Raw genomic sequence first — 12,499 nt, 5'->3', positions numbered from 1 at the left:
TCATCAGGATCGCGTCGATGTTGCCGCCGGTCTTGAGCCCGAACAAAGTGCCGCGGTCGAACAGCAGGTTGAACTCGACGTAGCGGCCGCGATATTCGAGCAATGCCTGGCGGTCGGCATCGGTGAACGGCTGGTCCATGCGGCGCCGCACGATTTGCGGGAAGATGTCGAGGAACGCTTCGCCGACATCTCGGGTGAAAGCGAAATGGGGTTCGAAATGATCTTCGAGCCGGTCGAAAAAAATTCCACCGACGCCGCGTGCGACCTGGCGGTGGGGTAGCCAGAAATACTCCTCCGCCCATTTCGAGAAGCGCGGATAGAAGGTCGGGTCGTGCGCGGCGCAGGCGGCGCGCAGGCGCGCGTGGAAGGCGGCCGTGTCTTCGTCATCGGGAAGGGCGGGGTTCAGGTCTGCGCCGCCGCCGAACCAGCGGCGGGTGGTCGTCAGGAAGCGCGTATTCATGTGGACCGCGGGAACGTGCGGGTTGGCCATGTGCGCAACCAGGCTGATGCCGGTGGCGGTAAAGCCGGGGTTGTCGACGCTGGCGCCGTGCATCGTCTTGGCAAATTCAGGCGAGAACGCACCGTGGACGGTCGATACGTTGACGCCGACTTTTTCGAACACCTTACCCTTCATCAGGCCCTGGACGCCGCCTCCCGTTTCCGCATCCTCGCCCTCGACCGCATCGCGCTTCCACGGAGTGTATCCGAACGACGCGTCGCTGCCGTTCTCGCGCTCGATCGCTTCGAATTCGGCGCAGATGCGGTCGCGCAGGCTTTCGAACCAGGCGCGTGCTTGGGAAGTGGCTTCGGTCCAGTCGGTCATGCGGTCCCCGTTCGATTGCAGTGACGCTCGCTTGCCAAAGCTTGGGCGCTGCGGCAAGAGCGGGGCATGGTTCCTGTTTCGTTCGCCCCGTTCGACTTTGCCGGCCAGGAATGGGCGTTTGCCGATGCGCGCGCATTGTACTGGCCGCGCGAACAGGCGTTGCTGGTGGCCGACTTGCACCTTGAAAAAGCCAGCTTTTACGCCAGTCACGGGCAGATGCTGCCTCCGTACGACAGCCGCGAAACGCTCGAACGCCTGGCTATGGCGATCCGCGCCACCGGCGCACGTCGGGTATTCTGCCTGGGCGACAATTTCCACGACAGCGCGGGGATCGACCGGATGGAACCCCACGCTGCCGGGATGCTGGCCGCGCTCACCCGCGCGACCGACTGGGTGTGGGTAGCGGGCAACCACGATCCCGCGCTCGACGCCGCGCTGATGGGGGCGCCCGGGCGCAATACCGCGCCATTGGTGGGCGGGACGGTGGTGGACGAATTGTCGCTTTGCGGCGTGATCCTGCGCCACCGCGCCCGCGCCGGCGAAACCGCACCCGAGCTTTCGGGGCATTACCACCCGCGTTTGCGAGTCGCGCTAAAGGGCCGGCGGATCGCGCGGCCGTGCCTGGTGATTGCTAATGACGGCCACCTTGCGGGACGCATGATCCTGCCGGCATTCGGTTCGCTGACCGGGGGCATGGACGCTGGCGCGCCCGAAATCCTCGATGCGATGCAGCCTGCCGCAGCGATCGACGCGCTGCTGCCCACCGCCAACCGGCTGGCGCGCTTTCCGCTATGGCGCCGCGCCGCGTAGTCATCAACTGTTTCGGATATCTGTTTTTGGGCGAAATCGTCACCATATTGCCGCTTTATCGCTTGTCACTTTATGATATGAGCGCGCACGCCTTTCGGATTCCACAGCAGGAGATAGCACAATAGCCCCCCCACCCCGGCGCATGATGACGCCACCCGTCAAGAGCGGGCCAAAATACAACGCGATGATCACCGTACCCAAGGTGCGCGTGATCGACGAAAATGGCGAAAACCTGGGCGTCATGTACACCCGTGAAGCGATCGATCAGGCGGCCGAAGTCGGTATGGACCTGGTTGAAGTCTCGCCCAACGCCGATCCGCCGGTTTGCAAATTCCTTGATGTTGGCAAGTTCCGCTACGAAGCGCAGAAGAAAGCCAACGCGCAGCGCAAGACGCAGAAGACGCAGGACATCAAGGAAATCAAGATGCGTCCCAACATCGATGATCACGATTACGATGTGAAGATGCGCAACGTCAGCCGCTTCATCGAAGATGGTGACAAGGTCAAAGTCACGCTGCGCTTCCGCGGGCGTGAATTGTCCCATCAGCAACTCGGCATGTCGCTGTTGAAGCGCGTGCAGGACGATGTAGCGGAAATCGCCAAGGTCGAAGCCTATCCCCGCATGGAAGGCCGCCAGATGCTGATGGTGCTTTCGCCCAAGTAAGCACTGCGGCACGGCCGAACACATTGACCCGCGCGCGACTCCGGTTGCGCGCGGTTTTTTGTATCTGCGCTGCAAAGGCGCGGTCACGCGACAGAATCAGCGATCTGTCGGGTGGCGCCCCTGTCAGGAACCAGTTACACTGGAAACCATTCACCGGGGCAGCCCCGGCTTTGTCCGCAGAAGGTGCTCTGCCCATGACCGATTCGATCCCGCCGCGCCGCATGGCCAAGCCCGCCTTGACCACGCTCGGGGGCCGCAAGCTCCAGCCTTCGACGCTGATGATGGGGCTCGGCTATGATCCGGTCCTGTCCGAAGGTGCGCTCAAGCCGCCGATCTTCCTCACCAGCACGTTTGCGTTCCGCAGCGCTGCCGATGGCAAACGCCACTTCGAAGCGATCACCGGCATCCGGCCCTGGGCAGAGGGCGATGGCGCCGATGGCCTGGTCTATTCGCGCTTCAACGGTCCGAACCAGGAAATCCTGGAGGACCGGCTGGCGGTGTGGGACGGTGCAGAGGACTCGCTGGTGTTCTCGTCGGGCATGTCGGCGATCGCCACGCTGTTGCTGGCGTTCTGTTCGGAAGGCGATGTGATCCTGCATTCGGGCCCACTTTACGCGGCGACCGAGGGCTTCATTGCAAAAACGCTGTCGCGCTTCGGCGTCGGCTATGTCGATTTCCCTGCAGGCGCCGAACCCGCCGAGATCGAGAACGCACTCGAACGTGCGCAAGTTCTGGCCCGCGCGCAAGGCGGCAAAGTGGCGATGATCTATCTCGAAAGCCCCGCCAACCCTACCAATGCGCTGGTCGATATCGAGGCCGTTGCGACCGCGCGCAATGCCATGTTCGACGGCCGGGAGAGCGTACCGCCGATCTCGATCGACAACACCTTTCTGGGGCCACTGTGGCAGCACCCGCTGGAGCACGGCGCGGATATCGTGGTCTATTCGCTGACCAAGTACGTCGGCGGGCATTCCGATCTGGTTGCGGGCGGGCTTTCGGGCGCCAAGCGCTGGATGGACCCGGTGCGGATGCTGCGCAACACGATGGGCACGATCTGCGATCCCAACACCGCGTGGATGCTGTTGCGCAGTCTGGAAACCGTGGAACTGCGCATGACCCGCGCGGGCGAGAATGCCGCCAAAGTCTGCACCTTCCTCAAGGATCACGCCAAGGTGGAGGGTCTCGGCTACCTCGGCATGATCGCGGACGCGCGCCAGCAGGACATCTACGCGCGCCACTGCAAGGGCGCGGGCAGCACGTTTTCGCTGTTCATCAAGGGCGGCGAGGCTGAATCGTTCGCGTTCCTCGATGCCTTGCGCATCGCCAAGCTCGCGGTCAGCCTGGGCGGCACCGAAACGCTCGCCAGCCACCCCGCGGCGATGACGCATTTGTCGGTGCCGGCCGCGCGCAAGGCGGCGCTGGGCATCACCGACAACCTGGTGCGCGTGTCGATCGGCATCGAGGACGCTGACGATCTGATCGCCGATTTCGATCAGGCGCTGGCGGCGGTCTAGTGCAAAGGCGTCAGATAAGGACGGGTTTTAGCCCCGGTTGATCGGGATAGACCGCGCGGATCAGCCGCGCCGGTTCTTGTCCGTAATGCTGCGCCAGCGTGCCGGCGATCAAGGCCTCCATTGCCATGGTCGGCTTGAGATCGCGGTTTTCGTAAAGCGCGCCTGCACCCAGCCCCGGCCAGTCTGCATGGACCCTGCCAGCGCTTAATGGGCCGCCGACACGCATTCCCCCGCCCAGCACCAGGGCCGCGCTGCCGGTGCCGTGATCGGTCCCTTGCGTGCCGTTGACCGCCGCGGTTCGCCCGAATTCGGTGGCGACCACCACCATCGTGTTGGCCCATAACGGCCCGAGCCCGTCAGCCAGTGCACCGATCATGGCGTCGAGGTTCTTCAACTGACCATTGAGCCGGGCAGGTTGCGCGGTATGGGTGTCCCAGCCGGTGGTCTCGATCATCATCAGCCGCGCGCCGTCGGCAGGTTCGAGCAACGAGGCCGCCAACTTGCCGATCTGCGCGCCACCCCCGCCTCCACCATTCGGGCCTGCGGCGTTGGCACCCGCTTGTCCGGCAAGCGCCCGCGTCGCCAACGCGCTCTGCCACAGCCCGGCCAGTTGCGGATCGCCCGCGTAAAGCGCCGAAACGCGGTTGAACAAATCGCCTTGCGGCTGCGGCAGCGCGCTTGGCGCATAGCTTGATACCGCTACGGGCCCGCGCAAGGCCATCGGCACTTCGGGCGCCAGCGCCAGCGCGTTCCCCGCCTGCCCCGGCAGCGCACCCGCCAGCCGGTTCATCCAGCCGACCTTTTCGGCATAAGCCGCCGTCCCGCCGGTTTCGAGGATGTTCTGTCCGTCGAAGTGCGAACGATCGCGGTAGGCAGACGCCACCGCGTGGACCGCTAGCGCCTGCTTGCCATCGAACAATTGCCCCACGCGGACCAGCGCCGGGTGCAGGCCGAACATCGCGTCGAGCCGCTTGGCGCCCGCCAGCGAGTCCGCAAGCGCGCCGCGCAAGCCGGCAAAACCGGGATCGCCCAGCGGCGGGACAATATGCAACCCGTCGGCCGCGCCGCGCTGGATCACGAACACGAAGCGCTGGTCGGTTGGTGCCGCAGCGTAAGCCATGCGCGGTGCGAAAGCACTCGCCGCCAGACCGGCAACGGCGGACGTGAGGAACGAACGGCGGCGCAACAGGAGGGGTTCGGTCATCTTCAGCACCTCAGCATTTCGGGCGTAGCGAACAGCAACGACATCGCCTGTTTGGGGCTTTCAGCATTCTCCAACGCGGCGCGGGTCGATGGCAAAAGCGCGGTGCCGAAAAGCTCGGGCGCGAGCTTTCGTGCGTCTGCGTTGGCAGGCAGGATCGTGGCGAAACGCTGCGCCAGTTCTACCCGGCGCAGCAACGCATCGGGCGCCGCCCAGCTTGCCGCCACATCGTCCCACCCGGCCGGCGAACCCGATTTCCACACTGGCTGACCAAGCTGGTTGAACCAGTTGGCGAACTGCTTGTCGGGAATGTCGCCGGGGATCGTGCCGTTCTTCGTGCTGGTGGCGCGCAGGGCGGCCACGGTCCACAGCCACGGATCGCGGAACTTGGCGGGTGCCGGCGCCCAGCTTTCGGGCGCATCGACCAACGCGCGATAGACCGTCGGCAAGTCGCCCCCGCTTGTCAGGTATGCCTTTTCGAGCCGGGCGACCAGCGCGGGCGGGGGATCGTCGGACACGAAATGCCGTGCCAGCTTGGTCGCCAGATGCCGTGCGGTAGCCGGATGCCGCGCCAGATCGGCCAGCACGCTGCGTGCCTGCGCTTCACCGTCCTGCGCATAGTGTTTGCCCAGGATCGTGCGCGCGCCGGGTTCGTGCAGTTGCGGGGAAAAGATGAAATCGCCCGGCGCGGTATCGCTCTGCCGCCGCGCGAATGGCCCGGCGCCCAGTCCCGATACCGTCCACCCGGTCAGCGCCCGCGCAAACTCGGTCACGTCTGCCTGCGTGTATCCCGAACGCACGCCCAGGGTATGCAGTTCGAGGATCTCTCGCCCCAGGTTCTCGTTGAGCCCGACCTTGCGGTTGAGCGCGCCCGCCCTGGCCCCGGCCCGGCTGCCGAAGGGACTGCCCGGCCCGACCGAGCGCGCCTGATCCAGGAACAGCAGCATCGCAGGATGCTGTTCGACCGCGATGAGCATATCCTCGAACTTGCCGGTCACGTGCGGGCGGATCGCCTCGAATTCCATCAGCCCGGCAAATGCGGTGGAATCGAGCTTTTCGACCGAGACTGCGAAGTGGTTCGCCCAGAAATGCACCAGTCGCTCGACAAACGGCGTGTCGGTGGCCACTGCGCTGCGCACCCGCACGCCGACTTGCGCGATATATTGCGCGCGCGCGAACTGGCGCATTTCAACGCGCGCGGCCTTCTTGGCGTCGCTGACCGGAGCCTTTCCCGGTACGACGGACTGGACAGCCATCGCCTCATTTCCGGCCGGAGCGGTCGCAGCCATCCCGGCTTTCGCTTCCTTCGCCGCAGCCATGATCGCCGCGCGATATTCCAGGATGTCCTCCGCCACAGCCCCGTGCGAAGCCAAGCCGTCGCCACCGGGCATGGTTGCAGTGTAGCGGGCGAATTGCCCAAGCAGGTAACCACGAGGATCAGCCGGAGGCGCTTCCCACGGGCGGCGCCCCAGTCCGAAACGGTTGAGCGCGATTGCTTGCTTGTCCATCGGCGTGCCCTCTGTGCGACTTGCAGCACATTAACGTCCGACTGAGCCGAACCCTTCTGTAATTGTTGTCGCAAGTCGTCGCCGGGTAGCGCTTTCTACCCGTGCGCGCCGAAGTGATTGGAAATCGCCACCGCAATCCGCAAGTTCAGTTTGTGCGCGCGTTCGATCGGGTCGATGAAGCGCGCGCGGATGGCGCCGTAGTCCTCGCCGCGCTGGTCGGGGTAATCGCTGGGTTCGTCGACCGCGAAATCCCCCAGTTTCGGTTCGACCACCGGGTATGCGCGGCGCAATTGCGCCAGTGCATCGTCGACCCGCAGCGAGAGCACCATTTCGAGCACGTCATCGCGGCTGACATCGTTGGAGCGCGAGAACGGCGGTACCTCCACCGCGCGCAGGAACATATGCATCAAGAGCGACAGCCGCAGCGCCTGGAGCAGCCCTATCGCGCGGCGTTCCTCGTCCATCACGGGATCGCGCTCACCCCCAAGGTGTTTGGCGGCAGTCCCGCCCGGCACCAGCGACAGCAGCCGGTGCAGCTTCATCCAATCGACCCGCAACCGCGATACCAGCCGCCGGAACACGCCTGCGCGATCGTCCTTGGTCAGGTAATCGGCCAGCGCCATGCACGCGGTTTCAAGCCGGTCTTCGGTGCCGCGATAGGGGCGGCTGGCCCAATAGGCTGAATTGAACAGTTCGCCATGCGCGGCCACGGTCTTGATACTGGCCAGGCCATTGGCGGCGCGCAGCAGCCGGACCAGTTGCTGGCCGCGCGTGGAATTGCCCAGCAGCGCGGCAATGGCCTCCACCTCGTCACCACCCGCGGTTCCGGCGCCGGCGATGATGTTGACCGGGTAACCAAGCTGCTGGAGGATTGCGTTGTGCGGGATCGCGCGGATCTGGCGCAGGCTCATCGAGCGATCGGCACCGATATCCGACTGGCGGCGCGCCACGCGACTGCCCGTAACCTTGAGCAAACCGAGCCCGAACGCGGTGACAGCGCGCGCATATGTCGCGGATTCGAGCTGTTCGCGCTGGACCCTACGGATCGCGCGGTAGAAATCGAGGCTGAGATCGGTGCGATCGTAGAACGGATCGCGTTCCGGGGCTTCGGCGGCCAGTTCGGCTTCGGCTTCGGCGATGCGGGTCAACGTGGCGAGCGCGAGTTCGGCGTTGCGGAAGAACAGATAGCCATCGCCGCCCTGGAAGCTGGCTTCGGGTTCGAGCATGACGCCCGCCTTGGCAAAGCGCGCGCGTGCCCAGCGCGAGAGCGGCCAGGTGAGGCGATCGAGAATACCTCCTGGATGCGTGCCGCGGCCCATGCTTTCGCCGTGAGTGTTGAACACCAGCGCCGCGACGTCGGTGAGGCCGGTGGACGCCATCGCCGCGGCCAGCCGGCCCTGCAACCGTTCGATCGCGAGCGCAGCGGGAAGCTGGCCCATGAACCGGCCCGCGTCGGAAAACCCGGTCTGGATCGACACCCGTCCGCGCCGGCGGGCATAAGCGGCGTAGTGCGGCTCGCCCAGCAGCGCCTCGAGGAAACGGCCACCATGTTCCAGCGCGGCTTCGGTTTCGAACAGTGGCGAAACGTCGACCTTGTCGGCGATCCCGAACAGTTCGGCGAAGTAGAGCGCCGCCAGCACCGTCACCGGTTGTTCGCATTCGGCGATCAGCATGCGGATCGGCGCATCGGCGTCGATATGATGCAGGATCTGCGCCATCGCGAGGAACTGGCGCATCGCAGTCGAGGTTTCGAGCGCGAGCGCGGCGAAGTTGACGCGCAACGGCCTGGTTGCGCCCAGAAGTTCACGCAGCCGCGCGATTGCGCCCTGGCTGGCCAAATCCAGCGTGCCGTCGGGGTCGATCCGCCGGCGCAGCGCGTTGTGGAGTTGCGAGGCGTTGACACGGAAATGGATCCACCCCAGCCCCAGCCCATCGGCGCGCATTGCAGCAACGAGCGTGGCGAGGCCTAGCGCCCGCGCCTGATCGCCAGAAGAATTTGTAGCGGCCAGCGCCTCGGCGTCGATCGCGGCGATGACCGGCGCCAGGCTGAGCAGCTTGTCGGGGTGCTCGGCGGTAAGTGCGTTGGCGGCATCGCTCAGCGCCGCGGGATCGTCGAGCGGCATGGCGAAACGGTCGGCCATGTCCGCGCTGTATGCATGCGCACCGCGCAAGGTGCCCAGCAGCGCATGGTCGGGATCGATGCCGGCAAGCTGGTCAACATAGCCTTCAAGCCGCCACGCCTTTTCGCGCATCCGGTATGACAGGCTGGTGGTCCAGCCGATATCGGTGCGGCCGTCCATGTCGTAACCGACCCAGGTGGCGAAGCGGTACGGCATCGGCTTGAATTCAAGCCAGCGCTTGGGCCAGCGGGCGCGAGCGTGGCCGAGCAGCGCGGCTGTGATCCGATCGCGCGCCGCGGCGGCGGTGCGGATCGCATGCGCCACTTCCTCGTGCTCGAAGCCGAGCGTGATCGCGGGGCCATCGGACGGCACGGTGCACACCGCATCATCGCCGGTGGTCGCCGCCGAGGCGACCGCATCGGCTTGTGCAGGGCTGAGCAGGAACGTGGGGTGCGCGGTGAACACCACGTGGAGCAGCGGCCGTTCCCAACGCGCACGGAACTGGCCGAAGCCATCCTCCTCGCGCAACAACTCGCTGATTGTGGACAAATTATCGTCGATTGCGGTGGGCGCCAGCGTCCGGCCGAGGCGCGCGGCGCGCGATTTCAGCGCATCGCATTCGAGCTCGGCAACCAGCGCCTCGATCTGGGTGAGATCGCCCTCACCGTCCTCCAGCGTGCGCGACAGCTCGTGACTTAGCTGGAAAACCGGGTTGTACAGCGGGGTTTCGGCGGTGCGCAGATGAAGTTCCTGCATCCGCCGGCGAAGATCCGCGACGGACTTCACTGTTCGGCGCCCAGCGCGAACGCGGCGCGCGCGGTTGCTTCGATTGCGGCTTCATCGGGCGGTCCTTTCGGGACAACCCAGCTTCCGCCGACGCACAGGATCGGCCCGAAAGCCAGCCATTCGGGCGCGCTGGCCAGCGTGATCCCGCCGGTTGGACAGAATTTCGCCTGGCCGAACGGTGCGGCGAGCGCCTTGAGCGCGGGCAGCCCGCCCGATGTCGAGGCAGGGAAGAACTTGAAGTGCGAAAGGCCCAGGTCCAGCCCGCGCATCAGGTCGGACGCCGAGGCGATCCCCGGCAAATAGGGCACGCCGGCCGATATTGCGGCCTGGCCCAGCCGATCGGTGAGACCCGGCGAGACGATGAATTCGCTGCCCGCCGCCAGCGCCGCATCGAGTTCAGCGGGATTGGTCACCGTTCCCGCGCCGACGATGGCGCCTGGAACCGCCTTCATCGCCGCAATTGCATCGAGCGCGCAAGGCGTGCGCAACGTCACTTCAAGCACGCGCAAGCCACCTGCAACAAGTGCGCGGGCAATCGGCAGGGCGTGCGCCAGGTCTTCGATTACCAGTACCGGGATCACCGGAGCAGTTCGCATAAGCGATTCGATCGGTGCCATTTGCCGGATACCTCATTGTTGTCAGGTGCCAAGGCTAACCCAAACTCGCGATCTTCGCACCCGCAAAAATGTTGACACGAAAATCGCATACCTATTCGCAGTTGCGAGATTAACACACTGAAAAGCAGCATATTTTAGCGACAATCGCACTTTTGCAGTGCAGCATTCCAGCACTTCAAACTCGATAAGTACGATTGAATCAATTTCAGGGGTATTTATGCAACCGATTTCAGCCGAGAATACTCCGTTTAATTTCGGGATTCTTTTTGCAAGAAATTGCTTTCACACTTTTTTTATCATGATATGGCTCGACCAACGACAAAAAGTGAGTCGTGAAACTAACACCTGATGAGTCGATTTCGACAGTTCGAATCGCATCCGGATGTGCAGCAAATGTCTGCTGCCGCATACTTTGAAATTTTCATCTGAGTTGAATTGATTGCAGTTTTGGGACGTCCGCGATAGTTGGACGCTTCTTTATAGTATCAAACCTGACAGATTGTACTCTACCTTACGAGTAGGATATGGCTTTTGCGCGCTGCAGGGAATCCAGCGGGCGAATGAGCCTCGATTCAAAGAACTGCCGACGCCGCTACCTGGCCGTAGCTGACGGAAGATCGGCATTTAATCGGGATTGCAACACCGGGCTCATGCAGACCCCGGATCCTCAAGTTCGATGGCACGGCGTCATCGGCTTTCCTACCCTATGCCAACACCACACCAAGTTCCCTAGGAGAGATATCGTGAAGTCAATTACCTTTTTGACCGTTTCGGCGGTCGCGCTTCTGTACGCCGGTACCGCATCGGCTCAGAGCTATCCGTTCCCGATCGCGCCCGGCCAGTCCGATTCCAAAGTTGCGGCATCGGTCGATCAGACCGGCAGCAACAACACTTCATCCATCTCGCAGGATGCCGGCGCTGATCAGAACACCAGCGTAGTCGTACAGGGCTTCAGCGGAGCTAACGCCAACTCCAGCCACTCCACCATCTCTCAAAGCGGTTCGGGCCAACGTGCGCTGACCATGCAAACCAACACCAACTCGGCCAATACCAACCAGACGGGTGCCAATAACGACGCGTTCGCCTACCAAACCGGATCGAATAACACCGCAGGCATCACGCAGAGCGGATCAAGCAGCCCCTCGCACACCGGCAATATCGGCGGCGTAAACGGCGTCGGCTCGACGTCCGGAGGCACTACGCTGGCCAATTCCTTCGCAAATGCCAGCGAGTTGGATCTGCAGCAAAGTGAAATCACGACAGGTCTCAACGCACCATCCGACGCCTATACCGAGAGCGCAGCCTATGTCGTCCAGGCCAGTGGCGCAAATAGCAACGGCGCCACTGTAAACCAGAGCGCGGCAGGCACTCGCGCGGTCGTCGTTCAAATCAACAACGAGGCCTTCAGCTCGGCCAATATCATCCAAGCAGGCAAGTCAGCCGACGCGTTTGTTCATCAGGACGGCGGCTCGTTCAACAACGCCGGCATTTCTCAGTCAGGCGGGGGCGATACAGGCTTGACAGCCGGGATCTACCAGTCTGGCTCAACTGGAGGTACCGCCAGCATTACCCAGTCGAACTTCAACCAGATTGGCTTCACCTATCAAACCGGTACTGGCAACCAATCGTACACCACGCAGATTGGCAGCAACAATCAGGCCAATACGCGCCAGTCTGGTAACAATGGCGTGTCGTATATCACGCAGTCCGGCAGCAACATCAACTTCCCTGTCTCAGGCAGCACTGCCAGCGTCACGCAGAGCGGCGGCACTTCGAATCAGTCGTACCTGACGCAGACCGGTCTCACCGACACTGCTGATGTTACGCAGACCGGCAGCTACAATATTTCGTCTGTCAGCCAGAACATCGACAGCGCCTGGGCTCATGTCGGACAGACCGGCACGGGCAATAGCTCGATCATTTCGCAAGGCCATTAATCGCGACGATTTGACGAACCACACCGCAGGGGCTTGCGGTGTGGGCCATCTGGCCGGCGGAGCGTTGCTTCGCCGGCCTTTTTTTAACAAATGCTGAAGTTGCGCGCTAAGGATGGAACTCAGGCTAGGCCCGTCAGATCATGATACCCGCCGCGGAAGAACAGCAGCGGGGTACCATGGTCGCGCCGGTCGAGCGCCTCGACCGCGCCGACCGCCAGCCAGTGATCGCCAATTTCGACCACGCGTTCGAGCGTGCAATCGAGCCAGGCGATCGCATCGTCGAGCAACGGCAAGCCGGCCGGGCTGTTGCCGTGCGCCAATTCCCCGAACTTGTCCTGGCCCTTGGCCGCAAAGCGCTGGCACAAGGCGAGCTGGTCGGCGCCCAGCACATTCACACAGAACCGGCCGGTGGCAGCGATCAGCGGCCAGGTGCTCGATTTCTTGTCGGGGAAAAACCCCACCAGCGGCGGATCGAGCGAGATCGACGCGAACGAGCCTATTACCAGCGCATGCCGCTGC

At 63.7% G+C, this 12,499-nt stretch carries 10 protein-coding genes; 4 read left to right on the top strand and 6 right to left on the bottom strand.

Features of this window, described 5'->3' with window-relative positions:
• The coding region (gene hemF, locus Q0R16_RS19005; RefSeq protein WP_295640055.1) for an oxygen-dependent coproporphyrinogen oxidase at positions 1-823 on the bottom strand (823 nt) is incomplete at its 3' end.
• A gap of 66 nt (positions 824-889) precedes the next feature.
• On the opposite strand from hemF, the gene pdeM reads away from it, so the two are divergent.
• The 3 genes from pdeM to Q0R16_RS18990 all read left to right on the top strand — a co-directional run bounded on the left by pdeM (position 890) and on the right by Q0R16_RS18990 (position 3,811).
• On the top strand, positions 890-1,633 hold the full coding sequence (pdeM, locus tag Q0R16_RS19000; protein ID WP_295640052.1) for a ligase-associated DNA damage response endonuclease PdeM: 744 nt from the start codon (positions 890-892) through the stop codon (positions 1,631-1,633).
• A gap of 142 nt (positions 1,634-1,775) precedes the next feature.
• On the top strand, positions 1,776-2,297 hold the full coding sequence (gene infC / locus Q0R16_RS18995) for a translation initiation factor IF-3 (protein WP_295640049.1): 522 nt from the start codon (positions 1,776-1,778) through the stop codon (positions 2,295-2,297).
• A 194-nt stretch (positions 2,298-2,491) separates the two neighbouring features.
• On the top strand, positions 2,492-3,811 hold the full coding sequence (locus tag Q0R16_RS18990; RefSeq protein ID WP_295640046.1) for a cystathionine gamma-synthase family protein: 1,320 nt from the start codon (positions 2,492-2,494) through the stop codon (positions 3,809-3,811).
• A 10-nt stretch (positions 3,812-3,821) separates the two neighbouring features.
• Here the strand turns inward: Q0R16_RS18990 and Q0R16_RS18985 are convergent, their stop codons facing one another.
• The 4 genes from Q0R16_RS18985 to eda all read right to left on the bottom strand — a co-directional run bounded on the left by Q0R16_RS18985 (position 3,822) and on the right by eda (position 10,043).
• Positions 3,822-5,015 carry a DUF1501 domain-containing protein gene (locus Q0R16_RS18985; RefSeq protein WP_295640043.1) on the bottom strand — a complete coding sequence of 398 codons (1,194 nt, stop codon included), beginning with the start codon at positions 5,013-5,015 and terminating at the stop codon, positions 3,822-3,824.
• A 2-nt stretch (positions 5,016-5,017) separates the two neighbouring features.
• Entirely contained in the window at positions 5,018-6,520 is a 1,503-nt protein-coding gene (locus Q0R16_RS18980) for a DUF1800 domain-containing protein (protein WP_295640041.1), read from the bottom strand.
• A gap of 95 nt (positions 6,521-6,615) precedes the next feature.
• On the bottom strand, positions 6,616-9,396 hold the full coding sequence (locus Q0R16_RS18975) for a phosphoenolpyruvate carboxylase (protein ID WP_295640058.1): 2,781 nt from the start codon (positions 9,394-9,396) through the stop codon (positions 6,616-6,618).
• 26 nt (positions 9,397-9,422) lie between these two features.
• Complete coding sequence (gene eda / locus Q0R16_RS18970) at positions 9,423-10,043, bottom strand: bifunctional 4-hydroxy-2-oxoglutarate aldolase/2-dehydro-3-deoxy-phosphogluconate aldolase (RefSeq protein ID WP_295640039.1); 621 nt, start codon at positions 10,041-10,043, stop codon at positions 9,423-9,425.
• Between the two features lie 743 nt (positions 10,044-10,786).
• On the opposite strand from eda, the gene Q0R16_RS18965 reads away from it, so the two are divergent.
• On the top strand, positions 10,787-11,980 hold the full coding sequence (locus tag Q0R16_RS18965) for a hypothetical protein (RefSeq protein ID WP_295640037.1): 1,194 nt from the start codon (positions 10,787-10,789) through the stop codon (positions 11,978-11,980).
• Between the two features lie 119 nt (positions 11,981-12,099).
• On the opposite strand, the gene Q0R16_RS18960 is transcribed toward Q0R16_RS18965, so the two are convergent.
• Positions 12,100-12,499, bottom strand: a 400-nt coding sequence (locus tag Q0R16_RS18960; protein WP_295640032.1) for a flavin reductase family protein, incomplete at its 5' end; no start/stop codon positions are given.

Source organism: Novosphingobium sp. (assembly GCF_025351285.1).
Taxonomy (GTDB): Bacteria; Pseudomonadota; Alphaproteobacteria; order Sphingomonadales; family Sphingomonadaceae; genus Novosphingobium.
This window is presented reverse-complemented; position numbering and strand designations above follow the sequence as displayed.